The organism is Pseudolysinimonas sp. (assembly GCF_031389465.1).
In the GTDB taxonomy this organism is placed as follows: Bacteria; Actinomycetota; Actinomycetes; order Actinomycetales; family Microbacteriaceae; genus Pseudolysinimonas_A.
This window is the reverse complement of sequence record NZ_JANMSQ010000157.1, coordinates 1-17,811: the sequence shown is the minus strand read 5'-3', so window position 1 is coordinate 17,811 and position 17,811 is coordinate 1. Positions and strand designations below refer to the sequence as shown.

Sequence of the window (17,811 nt, the reverse complement as noted above, 5' to 3'; positions counted from 1 at the left end):
GCCGTCCAGCCGGTCACGCGCGATGCCACGAAGAGCGGGGTGAACAGCTCGGTGTCGAAGCCGATCAGGTGGTAGGCCGGGCCGCTCGGGTAGTCGAGGTTGGGCTTGATGTCCTTCGTGCTGACCATCGCGTTCTCGAGCGCGTCGTACAGGGCGGCGAGGTCCTGCGCACCGAACTCCTCGACCAGGGTGTCGAGCGCCGCTTTCATGGTCGGCACGCGGGAGTCCCCGTTCTTGTAGACCCGGTGACCGAATCCCATGATCTTGCGCTTCTCGGCGAGCGCAGCATCCAGCCAGCCCTCCGCGGCGTCAGCCGACCCGATCTCGTCGAAGATGTGCATGACGGCCTCGTTCGCCCCGCCGTGCAACGGACCCTTGAGCGCGCCGATCGCCGCGACGACCGCAGAGTACAGGTCGGCGAGCGTCGACGTGACCACCCGCGCGGTGAAGGTCGACGCGTTGAACGAGTGCTCGGCGTACAGGATCATCGACACGTCGAAGGCGGTCACGACGACGAGGTCAGGCACCTCGCCGAAGGCCATGTGCAGGAAGTTCGCCGAGTACCCGAGGTCGTCGCGCGGTTCGACGAGGTCGAGGCCCCGGCGACGACGCTGGATGTAGGCGACGATCGCCGGCAGTTGCGCGAAGAGGGTGATCGCCTTGTCGAGGTTCGCCTCCGGGTCGGCGTCGGCGGCGTTCGGGTCGGCGGCGCCGAGCGCGCTCACGGCGGTGCGCACGACATCCATCGGGTGAGCGTCGACGGGCAGCAGGTCGACCGCCTCCTTCGCCACCGTCGGGAGGTGCCGGCGCGACCGTTCGAGCCGCTCGAAGCCTTCGAGTTGATCGGCGTCGGGCAGCTCGCCCTTCCAAAGCAGGTAGGCCACCTCCTCGAAGGTGCACTTCGCGGCGAGCTCCTGCACGGGGTAGCCGCGGTAGAGCAACGAGTTCGTGTCGGGGTTGACCTTCGAGACCGCGGTGGTGTCGACCACGACGCCCGCGAGGCCCTTCTTGATGTCACTGTCAGCCATGGTCAGCTCCTGTTGTTTCTCAAGTCGAAGGTGAAGACATTCGCGTCGAACTCACCGTAGGCGGAGTAGTCGACGACCTCATAGAGGCGGGACCGGGTCTGCATCGCGGGCACCTCGGAGGCGAGCGTCCCGGTCGCGGCGAGAGCGTCGAGCCCACGCTCGATCGCGCCCATCGCGATGCGTTGCAGCGACACCGGGAAGATCACCATGTTCACCCCGACATCCTGCAGCTGCTGCACCGTGAACAGGTCGCTCTTTCCGAACTCGGTCATGTTGGCGAGGATCGGCACGTCCACCGCCGCGCGCATCGCCTCGAACTCGGTGAGGTCGGCCATCGCTTCGGCGAAGATCGCGTCGGCGCCGGCATCCTGAAGCGCCTTCGCGCGTTCCGTCGCCGCCGCCAACCCCTCGACCCCGCGGATGTCGGTGCGCGCCATGATCACGAAACCCGGGTCGCGGCGGGCCTGCACGGCGGCCCGGATGCGGTTGACGGCCGTCTTCTCGTCGACGACATCTTTGCCATCGAGGTGCCCGCAGCGCTTCGGGTTCACCTGGTCTTCGAGGTGCACGCCCGAGACGCCGGCATCCTCGAGCACCTGCACCGTGCGGGCGACGTTCATCGGCTCGCCGAACCCGGTGTCGCCGTCGATGAGCGTCGGCAGGTCGGTGTTGCGGGAGATCTGCGCGCCGCGCTGAGCGACCTCGGTGAGCGTCGTCAACCCGATGTCGGGAAGCCCCAACTCGTTCGCCATGACGGCACCCGAGATGTAGACGCCCTCGAAGCCCTTGTCGTCGATGAGGCGGGCGCTGAGCGGGGTGAACGCGCCGGGAAACCGCTGGATGCGTCCGCTCGCGAGGCCCGCGCGGAAGGCCTGCCGCTTCTCGGCGGGCGTGACGGTGGAGTGCAGCATCAGAAGGCTTCCCTTCTCGGGGTGTGGTGGCCGATTCCAAGGAACCAGCCGTCGGCTCCGGCGCCCGCGTGCCGAAATTGCTGACACCTTCCGACGAGCCGGGCGTCGAGCATGCACAGCTTCCTTGGAATCGGCTCGTGCGCCAGCATCAGAACAGTCCCTTCGGGGGCGTCGGTAGCCCGGGAGCGACGACGTTGAGACCGACGAGTTCGCCGGCGGTCAGGGATGGCAGACGTTGCGCGACGTCGAGGAAGCGCTCGATCTCGGCGTCGGCGAGCACCCCGGCGGCGAGAGATCGGAACTTGCCGACGTACTGCTCGCGGGCGAACGGCCGGGCGCCGAGCGGATGCGCGTCGGCAACCGCGATCTCGTCGACGATGCGCGACCCGTCGGCGAGGTCGATTTCGACGCGGCCCCCGAACGCCTTCTCGGTGAGGTCGTTCGAGTGGTAGCGGCGGGTCCACTCAGGGTCTTCGACGGTCGACACCTTGTGCCACAACGCGACCGTGTCGGGTCGCCCCGCCCGCGCCGGCAGATACGAGTCGACATGGTGCCAGCTGCCGTCCTGGAGGGCCACCGCGAAGATGTACGGAATCGAGTGGTCGAGCGTCTCCCGGCTCGCGGTGGGGTCGAACTTCTGCGGGTCGTTGGCTCCCGAGCCGATCACGTAGTGGGTGTGATGGCTGGTGTGCAGCACGATGCGTGTCACGTTCGCCGGGTCGCGCAGTTCGGGATGCCGAGCGCCCAAGTCGCGGGCGAGGTCGATCCACGCCTGTGCCTGGTACTCGGCCGAATGCTCCTTGGTGTAGGTGTCGAGGATCGCGCGCTTGGCCTCGCCCGCCTCGGGCAACGGCACCTCGTACCGGCCCTCGGGTCCATCGAGCAGCCAGGCGATGACGCCGTCCTCACCCTCCCAGATCGGCGAGGGCGAGGTCTGCCCGCGCATCGCCCGATCGACGGCTTCGATCGCCATCTTTCCTGCGAAGGCAGGGGCGTAGGCCTTCCAGGTCGAGATCTCGCCTTTGCGCGACTGCCGGGTGGCGGTCGTCGTGTGCAGGGCCTGCGACACGGCTTGGTAGATCACCGACGGATCGAGGCCGAGCACCGTGCCGATGCCGGCTGCTGCCGACGGGCCGAGGTGGGCGACATGGTCGATCTTGTGCTGGTGCAGCGAGATCGCCTTCACCAGGTCGACCTGGATCTCGTAGCCGGTCGCGATGCCGCGCACGAGCGCCGCGCCGTCGGCACCGACGTGTTGCGCGACCGCAAGGATCGGCGGGATGTTGTCGCCGGGGTGCGAGTAGTCGGCGGCGAGAAAAGTGTCGTGGTAGTCGAGTTCGCGCACCGCGACCCCGTTCGCGAACGCCGCCCACTCCGGGCTGTACCGCCCCTCCACCCCGAAGACCGTCGATCCCCCGCCACCGTTGGTTGAGCCTGTCGAAACCGGGTGGGCCTCTGCCTGCCCGCGCGCTGCGACGGCAGGAGCCCTGCCGATCGACGCGACCGCGACCGCCGCGTTGTCGATGACGCGGTTGACGATCATCTCGGCGACCTCAGGCTCGACGGCAACCGGGTCGACGGCGACCAGCGCGACCTTCCACGCGAGCTGATCCTCTTTCGCGAGGTTCTCGTCGGAGCGGTAGGTGCGGAGCGGGTGGAGCTTCATGCGCTGCCTTTCTGGCCCGATGCGGGATGGCCGGCCGGGGTGCGGGCCTCGAGCGTCTCGAGGATGGTGGTGAGGGATGCGTTGAGGTGCACGGTCGTCGCGGATGCGGCGAGCGCGACATCCCCATCGCGGATCGCCGTGCAGATCAGCCGGTGCTCTTCGGCGGAGCGCGCCAGACGGTCGGGGTTTGCGGTCGCGATGCGGCGGGCCCGCGCGAGGTGCAGCCGCACGCCGTCGAGCGCGCCCCGGTATACCGCGTTGCCGAGGGCGTGGTCGAGCGCCGCATCGAACTCGGTGACGAGCGCGTAGTACGCGTCGCTGCCCTCGGTCAGCAGCAGTTCGGGGGCGGATGCGAACCGTGCCGCCAGCGCGTCGAACACGTTGGGGTCGCAGCGCCGAGCCGCGAGACGTGCAGCCTGGGTTTCGAGTGCTTCGCGCAGCTCGAACAGATCGGTGATGCTGGCGGCGGAGACATCCGAGACGACGCCGGTGCGACCGCGGGAGGTGTCGACGAGGCCTTCGAGCGCGAGCCGGGCGAGGGCAGCGCGCAACGGGGTGCGCGAGACCCCGAGTCGCTCGGCGAGTTCGATCTCCGAGAGCGGCGTGCCCGGAAGCAGCTGCCAATGCAGGATCTGCTCCCGCAGGGCCTTGTAAGCCGAATCACTCGCGCGCGCCACGAGGGTTCACGATACGCTGATCCGACCCGTTTGTATACAAAACGAAGCGATCGGATGTAGGTAGACCCGTCGGAGGCGCGTTCGGTATGCAGAACAGGTGATCAGCAGTCGCAGCTGATCGCCCCACCCGACCCGCGAGGGGCGGTCAGGATGTCGACAGCGCGCGTGATCGAGCCCGAGTCGTCGATGATCTCGAGCCCCTCGCGCGCCCAGTACTCGAAGCCGCCGATCATCTCCTTCACGGCGTAGCCGAGCCTGCTGAACTGCAGGGCTGCGCGCGTCGAGCCATTGCATCCTGGGCCCCAGCAGTACACGACCACGGGCGTCGTGATCGGGATGAGGTCCGCCGCGCGGGCGGGGATCTCAGCGTGCGGGAGGTGGATGGCGCCGACGATCCGACCTTGGTGCCACGGCACGTGACCGCGGGAGTCGACGAGCACGAAGTCATCGCCCGCAGCGAAGGCTGCCGCGACGTCGGACGGGTCGGTCTCGAAGCGGAGCTTCGCGGCGAAGTGTTCGACGGCAGCGGCTCGGTCAACGACGGTGACGGTCATGGCTCCACGGTAGGAGCCGCGGTGACATCCGGCCAGTAGCGCGACGGACAGCGATCGAGGAACTGCCGCCAGTACGCTCAGCCGAGTGACCGACGAGACCACGGGTGCGCCGAAGCGTCGGCGGCTCGTCGACACCACCCCGCTGCGCGTCTCGCCGCCGTTCGCCCGCCTGTGGTTCGGCGGGGCGATTTCGGGGGTCGGCGCCCAGTTGACGGTCGTCGCGGTCGGCCTCCAGGTTTACGACATCACCGCGTCCACCCTGGCGGTGTCGCTGGTCGGGGGCATCGCGCTCATCCCGTTGATCGTCGCCGGCCTCTGGGGCGGCATGATCGCGGACGCGTTCGACCGCAAGCGGGTGCTCATCGTGAGCGCCCTAGTCGGCTGGACCTCGGTGATCGGGCTTGCCCTCATCGCCTGGTACGACGCCGGGCTCCCCGCGGGCACGGTTGCGGTCTGGCCGCTGTATCTGTTGGCGACCCTCAGTTCGGTGTCGTCGACAGTGCAGTCGACGACGCGTGCCGCGGTGACCCCGCGCCTCATCCCAGGCCACCTGGTGCCCGCCGCGAGCGCACTCAACGGAATCTCGTTCGGCGTGCAGCTCACCCTCGGGCCGGCGCTCGCTGGTGTGCTCGTCGCTGCGGTGGGCTACGGCTGGACCTACCTCGTCGACATCCTGCTGTTCACGACGATGTTCCTGGGCATCGTCACGCTTCCGCGGATGGCGCCGTCGGAAGGCGTCGAGCGCCCGGGGTGGAAGTCGCTCAAGCAGGGCGTCGACTTTTTGCGCACAGCTCCCAACATCCGCATGTCGTTCTTCGTCGACATCGTCGCGATGACCTTCGGCCGCCCGCACGTGCTGTTCCCCGCACTCGGGGTGCTCGTCTTCGGCGGCGGCCCGGTCACCGTCGGCATCTTGACCGCGGCGATGGCGGTCGGCACCTTCTTCGCCAGCCTGTTCAGCGGGCCCGTCGGGCAGGTGCACCGGCACGGGGTGGCGATCGGCCGGGCGATCACCGTCTACGGCGGCTTTGTGCTCCTGCTCGGCCTGACCGTGCTCGGCATGCAGATCGGCCTCGCAAACGGATGGGTCGCCGAAGTCGGCACGGAGTTCAGCGAGGTCAACCCCGTCGCTCTCGGCATCGCTGCCTTCGCGATGTTCGGCATGGGCGCGAGCGACGAAATCAGCGCGATCTTCCGCAGCACGATGCTGCTGATGGCATCCCCCGACGGGATGCGAGGGCGGCTGCAGGGCATCTTCACCGTCGTCGTCACCGGTGGGCCGCGCATCGGCGACCTCTACGTCGGCGTGTTCGCGACCGCGGTGGCGTTGTGGTTCCCCCCAGTGCTCGGCGGCATCCTCATCATCGGGCTGATCGCGTTGCTCGTGCGGGTGCAGCGCGGTTTCCGAGACTACGACGCGCGGCAGCCCACTCCCTAGTCCGCCCGGGCAGGGATGTCGACGGCGACGCCGAGCGGGAGCCAGCGGACGCGGTCGCTCAGCCTCGATCGCTCGAGGGCCGCGCGCGTCTGCGGCTCGGGTTCGGAGAAGTGGCTCCAGCCTTCGTAGTGCACCGGGATGGCGACCCGCGGCGCGAGGCGGTCGAGCACGCGAGCGGCATGGCGACCGTCGAGGGTGTAGCGCAACGGTCCGGTGATCGGGAAGCGGACAGCGCCGATATGGATGAGCGCGACGTCGATATCGAGACGACGCGCGACGTCGTGGAGGCCGGAAAAGTCGACGGTGTCGCCGCTCATCCACAGCGCGGTGGTGCTCTCGCCGGGGAGCGCGACCGCGAAGCCGACGACAGGTCCGACGATGGGGCGACTGAGGGGCGGCCCGTGTCGGCCCGGGGTCGCGGTGACAACCAGGCGGGCACCTCCGGCGCGTTCGATCGTGGTCGTCTGCCAGGTGTCGAGCCCGACGATGTTGTCGCCGCCGAGTCGCTTGCGGGCGGACCGGGTGGTGACGACGACGGGAACGTCGGCGAGGAATTCCCGGCCGGCATCGTCGAGGTTGTCGCCGTGCTGGTCGTGGCTGAGCAGGACGGCATCGATGCGACCGAGGTTGTCCCGCGCGATGGCCGGCCCGGTGGTCTTGACCGAGGAAGCCCCCGGGCCGAAGCCGTAGCGTCGGCCAGGAGGGTCGAACGTCGGATCGGTGAGGATGCGCCAGCCATCGAACTCGACGAGGGCCGTGGGCCCGCCGATGCGGGTGACCCGCATCCCCAGGCCGGGTTTCTTGTCGGAGGACGTCTTCTTCGAAGCCATAGTTCCGTATTCTGCACCCATGACCGAACGGCGTTTTCCGTCGTGGCTGTTCCCCGCGATCGCGGGGGTAGCGGCGGTCGCGTTCGGTCTCGGCGTCGCCGAACTCGTCGCCGGACTCCTCGCGCCGCGGGCCAGCCCGGTGCTCGTGGTCGGCTCGCTGCTCATCGACGTCGCGCCCTCGTGGGCAAAAGATGCCGCGATCGCCCTCTTCGGCACCGCCGACAAGGTGGCACTGCTCGTCGGCATCGGTGTGGTGCTGGTCGCTCTCGCGGCCGCTGCCGGTGTGCTGCAATCCCGCCGCCCGTTGCTCGCCCGGTTGCTGATCGCGGCCGGCGGCATCTTCGGCATCGTGGCGGCGGTGACGCGGGCGGGGGCATCCATTCTCGACGCGGTGCCGGCCACCGTTGCGACGGTCGCCGCGACGCTCGCGCTCACCGCGCTGCTGAACCGCCGGCCGGTTGAGCCGCCGCCGGTCGGCGATCTCAGCCGGCGGCGGTTCCTCAGCTGGGCCGGTGGTGCGGGCGTGATCGGCGCGCTCGCGGCGGTCAGCGGGTTCGCCCTGCAGTCGGGAGCCCGCGTCGTCACCGCGGTGCGCGAGACGTTCACTCTTCCGACGCCCGACGTTGCCGCGGCTCCCGTGCCCGCCGGGGCGGAACTCGGTGTCAACGGTCTCACCCCGGTGATCACGCCCAACGCCGACTTCTACCGCATCGACACTGCGCTGCAGGTTCCCAACCTCGACCCGGCCACGTGGCGCCTGCGCATCCATGGGCTCGTCGAGAACGAGATCGAGCTGACCTGGGACGAGCTCATCGCCCTGCCGCTCGAGGAGAGCCACACGACGCTCATGTGCGTATCGAACCCGGTCGGCGGCGAACTCGTCGGCACCGCACTCTGGCTCGGCTACCCGATCCGCGAGCTGCTCGCGCGTGCGAAACCGACGAGCGACGCCGACATGGTGCTCTCGCGCAGCTCGGACGGGTTCAGCGCGTCGAGCCCGCTCGAAGCGCTCACCGACGACCGCAACGCGATCCTCGCGATCGGCATGAACGGCGAGCCCCTGCCACTCGAACACGGCTTCCCGGTGCGGATGGTCGTGCCCGGTCTCTACGGGTACGTCTCGGCGACGAAGTGGGTGGTCGAGCTGCAGATCACCCGCTTCGACAAGGCTCGGGGCTACTGGACCGACCGTGGCTGGAGTGCCCGTGGCCCGGTCAAGATCTCGTCGCGCATCGACGTTCCCCGCGGTTCGGCCAGTGCGGGCGAGGTGGTCGTTGCGGGTGTCGCATGGCACCAGCACACGGGCATCGCCGGCGTCGAGGTGTCGATCGACGACGGGCCGTGGCGGGATGCCGAGCTCGCCTCGGCGATCTCGGAAGACACCTGGGTGCAGTGGCGTTACCGCTGGGATGCCGACCCCGGGTCGCATGTGCTGAAGGTGCGGGCGACCAGCGTCGACGGCGAGGTGCAGACCGCGGAGCTGGCCGGTGTCGCGCCCGATGGGGCGACCGGCCACCACACCGTCACCATCGACGTGGTCGAGTAGCGCGCGTCAGCGGGCGGGTCGCGACCTACTCTTTCGCGCCGGTGAATGCGAGGACGCCGCCGAGGCCGATCATCATGACTCCGCCGGTCGCTCCGAGTCGCTCGATCCGCTTCGGCGAGCGCGCAAACCAGTCGCGGGCCGACCCGGCGGCGAGCGCCCAGGCCCCATCGCTGAGCAACGCGAGCACGAGGAAGATGCCGCCGAGCAGCAGCATCTGGCCGGGAACCCAGCCGGCTTCGGGGGCGACGAACTGCGGCAGCACGGCGACGAAGAAGGCGATCGTCTTCGGGTTGGTGATGCCGACGACGAACCCTTCACCGAGCATCCGCCGGGTCGACTTGGGCGCGACTCCCGCCGTCATGCTCTCGGCGGTGCGCGTGCGGTGCCGGATCGCCTGCACGCCGAGGAAGACGATGTAGGCCGCACCGGCGAACTTGAGGATCGTGAACACGACGGTCGACTGGGTGATGATCGCCCCGACGCCGAACGACACCGCGACGATGATCGGCACGATGCCGATCGCGTTGCCGAGCACACTCAGCAGCCCGCCGCGCCGCCCGAGCGCGAGCGAGCGGCCGACGACGAACAGCACCGTCGGGCCGGGCATGATCACGAGCACGATCGCGGCTGCCAGGAATGCGAGGAGATTTGGCAGCGGAAGCATGGCGCCACGGTACTCCGGTCGGGAACGATCGACGGATGCAGAGCCGTTTCGTGATCCTCCACGGCTGGGAGAACCGCCGCCCGACCGACCACTGGCAGCACTGGCTCTTCGACCAGCTCAGCGCGCAGGGCCGGGATGTCGACTACCCGCAGTTGCCCGACCCCGACGCCCCCGACCTCGCCACCTGGCTCGATCTGCTCGACGGGCTGGTGACCCGAGGCGAGCGCCCGGTGACCCTCATCGCGCACAGCCTCGCGGCATCCCTCTGGCTCACACACCGCGCGCGCGGCGGGTCGCCCGGGCTCGTCTCTCGCCTCGCCCTCGTCGCGATCCCGTCGCCAGCGGTGTTGCGGCCGACGGTCGTCGCACCCTTCGTGGAGCACCCGCCGTCGATTGCCGCGCTTCCGGGCGTCGAACAGATCGTGTTCGACGGGGAGGGCGACTCGTACTCGCCCGGCGGGGTGCACGCTGACTACGCGATCGACGCTGCGATCCCGGTGGAGCCGGTACCCGGTGGCGGCCATCTCACCCCCGACTCCGGATTCGGGCCGTGGCCGCGCATCCTCGAGTGGACGCTCGCCGACCCAGAGGTGCCAAGCTGAATGTATGACGAATAGCGGACTTCGCTGGGGCATCCTGGGGGCGGGCGGCATCGCCCGCATGCAGGTGGGCGACATGCAGCAGCACGGCTACACCGTCACCGCGGTTGCCGCCCGGGATCTCGCGAAGGCGCAGGCATTCGCCGACGAGTTCGACATCGCGACGGCGTATGGCAGTTACGAGGAACTCGCGGCCGACCCGGGTATCGACGCGATCTACATCGCGACGGTGCACCCGACCCACGCGGCGACCGCGCGTCTCGCCCTCGAGGGCGGCAAGCACGTGCTGGTCGAGAAGCCGTTCACGATGGATGCCGCTGAAGCGCAAGAGCTCGTAGACCTGGCTACCTCGAAGAAGCTCGTCATTCTCGAGGCGATGTGGACCCGCTGGTTGCCGCACATGGTGCGCATTCGCGAGATCCTCGCCGCAGGTCTGCTCGGCGAGGTGCGCACGGTCACGGCCGACCATGACCAGAAGATCGACCACATCGCGAGGTTGATCCGCCCCGAGCTCGGCGGTGGTGCGCTGCTCGACCTCGGCATCTACCCCGTGTCACTCGCCTGGGATGTGCTCGGCGCACCCGACACCGTTCTTGCCCACGCCACGATGACGGATGCCGGCGTCGACCGCGAGACCGCGATCATCCTCGGCTACCCGTCGGGCGCTCACGCCGTGATGCAGGTGCAGATGAGCGGCACCGGCCCGAACCGCGCCGCGATCGTCGGCACCGAGGGGCGCATCGAAATCGACTCGGTCTGGTACACCCAAACCGCCTTCACCCGCTACGACGCTGCCGGCGAAGTGGTCGAACGGTTCGACGAGCGCGACCCTGGTCGGGGCATGCAGTTCCAAACGGCCGAACTCGAACGCATCGTCGCCTCGGGAAAACTCGAGGGCGACATCCTCCCGCCGTCACAGACCGTCGCGATCATGGAGACCCTCGACGAGGTGCGCCGCCAGATCGGGCTCAGCTACCCGGGCTGACCGCCGTTCGCGCCTCAGGCCATCGTCGCGATGTCGATCACGAAGCGGTAGCGCACGTCGGAGTTCAGCACGCGCTGCCAGGCCGCGGTGATCTCGTCGGCGGCGATGAGCTCCGTTTCGGGCACGACGCCGTGTTCGGCGCAGAAGTCGAGCATCTCCTGCGTCTCGCGGATGCCGCCGATGCTCGATCCCGCGAACGACCGGCGGTTGCCGAACAGCGCGAAGACGGGAACAGGGAGCGGCTCGGGCGGGGCGCCGACGTTGACGAGCACCCCGTCGAGGCGCAGCAACTTGAGGTAGGCCGCAAGGTCGATCTCTGCCGAGACCGTGTTGAGGATGAGGTCGAACTCGTTCTTCAGCTTCTCGAACGTGGCGGCATCGCTCGTCGCGTAGTAGTGGGCAGCGCCGAACGCGCGGCCGTCTGCCTCCTTGGCAAGCGACTGCGAGAGCACCGTGACCTCGGCGCCGAGCGCGACGGCGAGCTTGACCCCGAGGTGGCCGAGACCGCCCATTCCGACGACGGCGACCTTGCGGCCGGGCGACGCGTTCCAGTGCTTGAGGGGCGAGTAGGTCGTGATGCCCGCGCAGAGCAGGGGCGCGGCGACGGCGAGGTCGATGGCATCCGGGATGCGCAGCACGAAGTCCTGATCGACGACGATGTGGGTCGAGTACCCGCCCTGGGTGACCGTGCCGTCGCGATCGACGATCGCGTAGGTGCCGACATTGCCGTTCTCGCAGTACTGCTCGAGCCCGGCCCGGCAGTTGACGCAATCCCGGCAGGAGTTCACCATGCAGCCCACGCCGACCCGATCGCCGACCGCCCACTTCGTGACGTCGGATCCGACCGCCGACACCACACCGGCGATCTCGTGCCCGACCGTGAGCGGGTAGGTCTGAGCGCCCCAGTCGCCGCGCACGGTGTGGATGTCGGAGTGGCAAATGCCCGCGTAGGCGATCTCGATGAGCACGTCGGCGGGCCCGACGTCACGACGCTCGATCGTCGTCCGGAGGATGTCGGCGGTGGGAGAGGCGGCAGCGTAGGCAGTGACAGTCAGCACCCCACCACGTTAGGTGCTCGCCGCTGGGCGCACGCTCTGCCACGATGTGCGCATGTCAGCGTTGACAACCATCGGTCTCCCGGTCGCCCTCGGCATCATCATGTTCGGGCTCGGGCTCTCGCTCACCCCCGCCGACTTCGCCCGGGTGGGAAAGCATCCGAAGGCGGTGCTGATCGCCCTCGCCTGTCAACTGATCCTGTTGCCGGCGATCTGCTTCGGGCTCGTCGTGCTCTTCCAGTTGCCTCCGATCCTCGCGGTCGGCATGATCCTGCTCGCCGCGGCGCCCGGTGGCACGACGGCGAACCTCTACTCGCACCTGTTCCGCGGGGATGTCGCGCTCAACGTGACCCTGACGGCGATCAACTCGATCGTGGCGCTGTTCACCCTGCCGCTGCTGACGAATCTCGCAATCTCGATCTTCCTGCCGAACGAGGAGGGGCTGGGCATCCAGTTCAACAAGGCCGTCGAAGTCTTCCTCATCGTGCTCGTGCCGATCGTGCTCGGGATGCTCGTGCGGCGGCTCGCGCCCGCGTTCGCGGACCGGATGGACAAGCCCGTGCGTATCGCGTCGATGATCATCCTCGCGATCGTGATTGTCGGCGCGCTCATCTCCAACCGCGAACTCTTCTTCGACAACATCGGTCGCCTCGCCGGCATCACGATCCTGTTCTGCGCCCTCAGCCTGACGATCGGATTCTTCGTGCCGCGGCTGTTCCGGGTGGAACCGCGGCAGGCGGTGGCGAGCGCTTTCGAGATCGGCATCCACAACGCGACCCTCGCGATCGTCATCGCGCAAACCGTCATCGGCAGCGTCGAGATGTCCCTTCCCGCCGCCATCTACGGAGTGCTGATGTTCTTCGTCGCCCTCGCGTTCGGTTTCCTCATTCGGGGCCGCGTCGCGAAGGAGGCGCCCCCCGCTACGGCGTGATCTCGCCAGCGGGAGGTAGCTCCCGACGGCGGTTCGCCGCCCGGACGGCGCCCATCGACGCGACGACGACAAGCGCGATCGCCACCAGGTCCCAGACCTCGAGCGTCTGGTGCAGCACGACGAATCCGGCCCCGGCGGCGAGCGCAGGAGCGAGGCTCAACAGGATCGAGAAGGTGTCGGCGGGCAACCGACGCAGGGCGAGCAGCTCGAGCCCATAGGGGATCGCCGACGACAGCACGGCGACGCCGAGCCCGAACAACAACACCGACGGATCGAGGAACGCCGACCCGGCCGTCGCGATACCGAACGGCAGCACCCCGAGTCCGCCGATCGCCGCCGCGATGGCGAGACCGTCGAGCCGGGCGAAGCGTTTGCCGGTGCGCGCCGACATCAGGATGTAGCCGACCCACAGCACCCCGGCGCCCGCGGCGAACCCGACGCCGATCGGATCGAGGTGGTCGAACCCGCCGCGCCCGAGCAACGCCACCCCGGCGAACGCGAGCGCCGCCCACAGCCAGGCCGAGGCGCGGCGCGCGATGACGACCGAGAGCACGAGCGGTCCCAGGTACTCGATCGTGACGGTCGGCCCGAGTGGCAGTCGCTCGAGCGCGAGGTAGAACAGCACGTTCATCGCGCCGAGCACGACTCCGAACCCGGCAACCGTGAGCCAGTCCGCTCGCGATCTGCCGCGGAAGTGCGGTCGGAAGATCGCGAGCAGCAGCATCGCCGAGAACACGAGACGCAGCGTGACCGTGCCGACGGGTCCGGTCGACGGAAACAGCAGCACGGCGACCCCGGCGCCGACCTCCTGGCAGATGAGCCCGGCGACCACCATCCCCGAGGCGACGGCCGCCCCGCCGAATCGGTCCGAGGCGCTCATATGGCTCAGCCTAGGTCGACCCGCCGACGCGCTCAGGCGACGGAAAAAGGCCCCGGACTCGGTCATCCAGACGCGGCCGGGGCCTTTCGTTGTTGTGTGCGCGAGGGGGGACTTGAACCCCCACACCCTTGCGAGTACTGGCACCTGAAGCCAGCGCGTCTGCCAATTCCGCCACTCGCGCGCGACCGCAACGGTATCACGACGGGCGCTCCTCAGGACCCCTGGCGTCTCTCATCCGGTTCGGAGGCCTCGCCGACTAACATCGAATCACCGTACCGGCCCCCGCTCGGGGTGCCGTCTGCATCCGAAGGGGCCGCGTGGGGATCCTCGACAGCTTCGAGAAAAGCCTCGAACGCGTCGTCAACGGCGCGTTCGCGAAGGCCTTCAAGAGCGGTCTGCAGCCCCTCGAGGTGACCGCGGCCCTCCGCCGCGAACTCGACACGAAGGCGGCGGTGGTCGCGCGCGACCGCATCCTCGTGCCGAACCGCTTCGTCGTGCGGCTGGCGAAGGGCGATTTCGAGCGGATGGTGAACCTGGGACCTGCGCTCATCGACGAGTTCACCCAGCTCGTGCAGCAGCACGCCACGGCTCAGCGCTATGCCTTTGCCGGCGGCATTTCGATCGAGTTGCAACACGATCCCGCGATCACCGAGGGAACGGTGAGCATCGACTCGCAGAACGTGAAGGGTGCGATCGCGTGGAACCCGGTGCTCGACATCGGCGGCAAGCGCTACCCGCTCACGAAGGCCCGCACCGTGATTGGGCGCGGCAGCGAGGCCGACATCACCGTGGATGACACCGGCACCTCACGCAAGCACGTCGAGATCCTCTGGGATGGCACTCGCGGCCAGGTGAACGACCTCGGGTCGACGAACGGCTCGAAGCTCAACGGGCAGCCAGTCACCAAGGCGCCGCTGCCGGCCGACTCGGTGATCGAGATCGGCCGCACCCGAATCGTGTTCCGCGTGCTCGCGCAAGCCGCGGATGTCGACCAGTTCGCGGATCTGCGGTAGGCCCGGAATGAGCGAACTCACCCTTCTCGTGCTGCAGCTGGCATTCCTGTTGCTGCTCTGGGGTTTCGTGTTCTTCGTCATCTACTCGCTGCGCTCCGACCTGTTCGGGCAGCGTGCGCGTCGAATGGTCTCGCCCGCCCCGCTCCCGCTCGAGGCCGCCCCCGCGCCTCGGGCCGCGGCATCCATTCCCCCTCCCGCCACCGAGCCGGTCGCTCGAGCTGACCCGGCGGCGACCGCGGCCACACCGACACGGCTGGTGATCATCTCGGGCCCGCGCGAGGGAGTCGAAATCGACCTTCCTCCCGAGCAGTTGACGATCGGGCGCTCGAGCGAGTCGGGGCTCGTGATCCGCGACGACTACACCTCCACCCACCACGCGCGACTCATGCTGTGGGACGAGAACTGGGTGATCCAAGACCTCGACTCGACGAATGGCACCTTCCTCGACGGCACCCGGGTGACCCTGCCGACGGCGGTGCTGCCGGGCACGCCGGTGACGATCGGCACGACCACCTTCGAGTTGCGGCGGTAGGCGCGTGACGTTCACCCCGCTCAGTGCGGCCGTCTCCCACGTCGGCAGGATCCGGTCGAACAACCAGGACTCCGGGTACGCGGGTCGGCACCTGTTCATCGTTGCCGACGGGATGGGCGGCCACGCCGGCGGAGACGTCGCGTCGGCGATCGCGACAAAACGGCTCGCGGAGGCCGACACCGACTTCGCCGCCGTCGAGGACGCCGAGGCCGCCCTTCGCGCCGCGATGATCGCCGCGAACTCGCTGCTCGCCGAGACGGTATTCGAGCACAGCGAGCTGACCGGGATGGGTACGACAGTGTCGGGCATCCTGCGCGTTGGCGATCAGGTCGCGCTCGTCCACATTGGCGATTCGCGCGTTTACCGCTTCCGGGCCGGCGAACTCACGCAGGTCACCGCCGATCACACCTTTGTGCAGCGCCTCGTCGACTCAGGCCGCATCACCGCCGACGAGGCGGCCGTTCACCCGCGCCGCTCCGTACTCATGCGGGTCTTGGGGGATGTCGACGCGGCCCCCGAGATCGACACCAAGATTCTCGACACCCAGTCCGGCGACCGCTGGTTGTTGTGCTCCGACGGGTTGTCGAGCTACGTCTCGGAAGACAAGCTCGCGTCGATCCTCGCCGCCGTGCGTTCCCCGCAGGGCGCCGCCGATCGGATGGTGAAAGAGAGCCTCGACCACGGCGCGCCCGACAACGTCACGGTGGTGATCGCCGACATCGACGGCGGCGAACCGGTCGCGGCCTCGGAGCCCGCGGGTTTCGTCGGCTCCGCTGCCGCGCCGCTCATGTTCGACGGCGCCGAGGACGAGCGGCGTCCCATCCGCCTCCCGACGCTTCTGCTGCACCCCCTCAAGTCGACCCCTCCGGAAGACGCGCACTTCGAGCCCGAGCGTGAGGAGTTCCTCGAGCAGCTGATCGAGGAGGACCGCAAACGGGCGGGTCGCCGCCGGGTCACCTGGCTCCTCGTCGTGGCGATCGCGATCGCGGCGATCGTGACGGCCGTCGTTCTCGCCTACCAGTGGACCCAAACCCACTACTACGTCGGAGTCGCCGAGGATGGCACGGTCGCGATCTTCCAGGGCGTGCAGCAGAACATCGGGCCGATCTCGCTCTCGCACGTCGAGCAGAGTTCCGAGGTGCGGGCCGAGGATCTGCCGATGTTCGAGCGGCGGCAGGTCGAGGCGACCATCAACGCCGATGATCTGCGCGACGCTCACGACATCCTTGATCGCCTGCACCGGGTCGTCGAATCCGGGGCCGACCCGTGAGCACCGGAGTGACCGCCAGCCCGCCGATCGACGCGACTGCGGGACCGGCCTTCACCGAGAGCATCCGGATCCGGTTGCGCACCCCGTCACGCCGGCGCAACCTCGAACTGGGTCTGCTGCTGTTCGCGATCGCGATCGGGCTGACCGCTCTCGTTCTCGCCGAATTCGGCGCACTCGGCCGCCTCGATCCCGGGGTGCTCGGCCTGACGATCGGGTTGTCGGTGCTGATCCTCGGACTCCACGTGGCGATGCGCGTCGTCGCCCCCGACGCCGACCCGTTCCTCGTCCCGATCGCGACCGTGCTCAACCTGATCGGGATCGCCGAGATCACCCGGCTCGACATCGCACACGGCGACACCGGCTGGGATGCCTTCGGGGTGCGGCAGGTCGTCTGGTCGGCCATCGCGGTGCTCGCCGCCGGCGGAGTACTCGTGCTGATCCGCAACCACCGGGTTCTGCAGCGCTACCGCTTCGTCGCCGGTTTCGTCGCCATCGTCCTTCTCGTGCTGCCATTCCTGCCGATCATCGGGCGCAACGTCAACGGAGCGCAGGCCTGGATCAGCCTGGGCGTCGCCACCTTCCAGCCCGGCGAGATCGCCAAGATCGCGCTGGCCGTGTTCTTCGCCGGCTACCTCGTGACGGCACGCGATTCGCTGAGCATCGTCGGTCGGCGCATCCTGGGCTTCACCTTCCCGCGCATCCGCGACCTCGGGCCGATCCTGGTCGTCTGGTTGCTGTCGATGGCGGTCATCGTCTTCCAGCGCGACCTCGGCAGCGGCCTGCTCTACTTCGGCCTGTTCCTGGTCATGATCTACGTCGCGACCGGCCGCCCGAGTTGGGTCGTGCTCGGCGTTGTGCTGTTCGTCGGCGGCGCCTGGATCGCGGCCCGCAGCCTCGAGTATGTCGGCGGTCGCTTCTACGGCTGGCTGAACACCTTTGACAGCGACCTGTACGAGCAGGGCGGCGGAAGCTTCCAGCTCGCGAACGGACTGTTCGGGCTCGCCGACGGCGGCCTTCCCGGCACAGGTCTCGGGCGGGGCAATCCCGACATCACCCCGCTCGCCGAAAGCGACTTCATCGTCGCCAGCCTCGGCGAGGAGCTCGGGCTGATCGGGCTGTTCGCCATCCTGGCCCTCTACCTGCTGTTCGTCTCGCGCGGGTTCCGCATCGGTTTCACCGGGCAGGACGACTTCGGCCGCCTGCTCGGTGTCGGACTGTCGTTCGTCGTCGCG

General features: G+C 68.8%; 18 protein-coding genes and 1 tRNA gene. 9 read left to right on the top strand and 10 right to left on the bottom strand.

Going from position 1 to position 17,811, the window contains the following annotated elements:
- The 5 genes from RMO30_RS06140 to RMO30_RS06120 form a co-directional block, all read right to left on the bottom strand.
- A partial coding sequence (locus RMO30_RS06140) for a bifunctional 2-methylcitrate synthase/citrate synthase (protein WP_309710837.1) occupies positions 1-1,028 on the bottom strand: 1,028 nt, incomplete at its 3' end.
- A 2-nt stretch (positions 1,029-1,030) separates the two neighbouring features.
- A complete protein-coding gene (prpB, locus tag RMO30_RS06135; RefSeq protein ID WP_309710836.1) occupies positions 1,031-1,939 on the bottom strand; it encodes a methylisocitrate lyase in 909 nt (302 codons plus the stop codon).
- A 148-nt stretch (positions 1,940-2,087) separates the two neighbouring features.
- A complete protein-coding gene (locus RMO30_RS06130; protein WP_309710834.1) occupies positions 2,088-3,605 on the bottom strand; it encodes an MmgE/PrpD family protein in 1,518 nt (505 codons plus the stop codon).
- Entirely contained in the window at positions 3,602-4,282 is a 681-nt protein-coding gene (locus tag RMO30_RS06125; protein WP_309710832.1) for a GntR family transcriptional regulator, read from the bottom strand. Before RMO30_RS06125 ends, RMO30_RS06130 begins: the two co-directional genes overlap by 4 nt.
- Before the next feature lie 101 nt (positions 4,283-4,383).
- A complete protein-coding gene (locus RMO30_RS06120) occupies positions 4,384-4,836 on the bottom strand; it encodes a rhodanese-like domain-containing protein (RefSeq protein WP_309710829.1) in 453 nt (150 codons plus the stop codon).
- An 85-nt stretch (positions 4,837-4,921) separates the two neighbouring features.
- Here RMO30_RS06120 and RMO30_RS06115 point away from each other — a divergent pair, with 85 nt between their 5' ends.
- Positions 4,922-6,274: an MFS transporter gene (locus RMO30_RS06115; protein WP_309710826.1), complete on the top strand. Its 1,353-nt coding sequence runs from the start codon at positions 4,922-4,924 to the stop codon at positions 6,272-6,274.
- On the opposite strand, the gene RMO30_RS06110 is transcribed toward RMO30_RS06115, so the two are convergent.
- Entirely contained in the window at positions 6,271-7,104 is an 834-nt protein-coding gene (locus RMO30_RS06110; RefSeq protein WP_309710823.1) for an MBL fold metallo-hydrolase, read from the bottom strand. The two genes, RMO30_RS06115 and RMO30_RS06110, sit on opposite strands and share 4 nt — an antisense overlap.
- A 19-nt stretch (positions 7,105-7,123) precedes the next feature.
- Between RMO30_RS06110 and RMO30_RS06105 the strand changes: the two genes are divergently transcribed.
- Positions 7,124-8,650: a molybdopterin-dependent oxidoreductase gene (locus RMO30_RS06105; protein WP_309710819.1), complete on the top strand. Its 1,527-nt coding sequence runs from the start codon at positions 7,124-7,126 to the stop codon at positions 8,648-8,650.
- A gap of 25 nt (positions 8,651-8,675) precedes the next feature.
- Here RMO30_RS06105 and RMO30_RS06100 read toward each other — a convergent pair whose 3' ends face one another.
- Positions 8,676-9,314, bottom strand: coding sequence for a LysE family translocator (locus tag RMO30_RS06100; protein ID WP_309710814.1), 639 nt, complete (start codon positions 9,312-9,314; stop codon positions 8,676-8,678).
- 35 nt (positions 9,315-9,349) lie between these two features.
- On the opposite strand from RMO30_RS06100, the gene RMO30_RS06095 reads away from it, so the two are divergent.
- Together RMO30_RS06095 and RMO30_RS06090 are read left to right on the top strand one after the other, a co-directional pair.
- Positions 9,350-9,916 carry an alpha/beta hydrolase gene (locus tag RMO30_RS06095; protein WP_309710811.1) on the top strand — a complete coding sequence of 189 codons (567 nt, stop codon included), beginning with the start codon at positions 9,350-9,352 and terminating at the stop codon, positions 9,914-9,916.
- A 4-nt stretch (positions 9,917-9,920) separates the two neighbouring features.
- The gene (locus tag RMO30_RS06090) at positions 9,921-10,898 is read left to right on the top strand and encodes a Gfo/Idh/MocA family oxidoreductase (protein ID WP_309710809.1); all 978 of its coding nucleotides are present in this window, start codon (positions 9,921-9,923) and stop codon (positions 10,896-10,898) included.
- 14 nt (positions 10,899-10,912) lie between these two features.
- Here RMO30_RS06090 and RMO30_RS06085 read toward each other — a convergent pair whose 3' ends face one another.
- On the bottom strand, positions 10,913-11,956 hold the full coding sequence (locus tag RMO30_RS06085) for an NAD(P)-dependent alcohol dehydrogenase (RefSeq protein ID WP_309710806.1): 1,044 nt from the start codon (positions 11,954-11,956) through the stop codon (positions 10,913-10,915).
- Between the two features lie 52 nt (positions 11,957-12,008).
- Between RMO30_RS06085 and RMO30_RS06080 the strand changes: the two genes are divergently transcribed.
- Positions 12,009-12,884, top strand: a complete 876-nt coding sequence (locus RMO30_RS06080; protein ID WP_309710803.1) for a bile acid:sodium symporter family protein — start codon at positions 12,009-12,011, stop codon at positions 12,882-12,884.
- Here RMO30_RS06080 and RMO30_RS06075 read toward each other — a convergent pair.
- Positions 12,874-13,764 carry an EamA family transporter gene (locus RMO30_RS06075; RefSeq protein ID WP_309710800.1) on the bottom strand — a complete coding sequence of 297 codons (891 nt, stop codon included), beginning with the start codon at positions 13,762-13,764 and terminating at the stop codon, positions 12,874-12,876. The genes RMO30_RS06080 and RMO30_RS06075 overlap by 11 nt on opposite strands.
- Before the next feature lie 97 nt (positions 13,765-13,861).
- Positions 13,862-13,945 (bottom strand) — tRNA-Leu (locus RMO30_RS06070).
- Positions 13,946-14,081: 136 nt separating this feature from the next.
- Here RMO30_RS06070 and RMO30_RS06065 point away from each other — a divergent pair.
- From RMO30_RS06065 to RMO30_RS06050, 4 genes are all read left to right on the top strand, one after another.
- Positions 14,082-14,777: a DUF3662 and FHA domain-containing protein gene (locus RMO30_RS06065; RefSeq protein WP_309710798.1), complete on the top strand. Its 696-nt coding sequence runs from the start codon at positions 14,082-14,084 to the stop codon at positions 14,775-14,777.
- A 7-nt stretch (positions 14,778-14,784) separates the two neighbouring features.
- Entirely contained in the window at positions 14,785-15,309 is a 525-nt protein-coding gene (locus tag RMO30_RS06060) for an FHA domain-containing protein (protein WP_309710795.1), read from the top strand.
- Positions 15,310-15,313: 4 nt separating this feature from the next.
- The gene (locus RMO30_RS06055; RefSeq protein ID WP_309710792.1) at positions 15,314-16,579 is read left to right on the top strand and encodes a protein phosphatase 2C domain-containing protein; all 1,266 of its coding nucleotides are present in this window, start codon (positions 15,314-15,316) and stop codon (positions 16,577-16,579) included.
- The coding region (locus tag RMO30_RS06050) for an FtsW/RodA/SpoVE family cell cycle protein (protein WP_397427906.1) at positions 16,576-17,811 on the top strand (1,236 nt) is incomplete at its 3' end. The genes RMO30_RS06055 and RMO30_RS06050, both read left to right, overlap by 4 nt.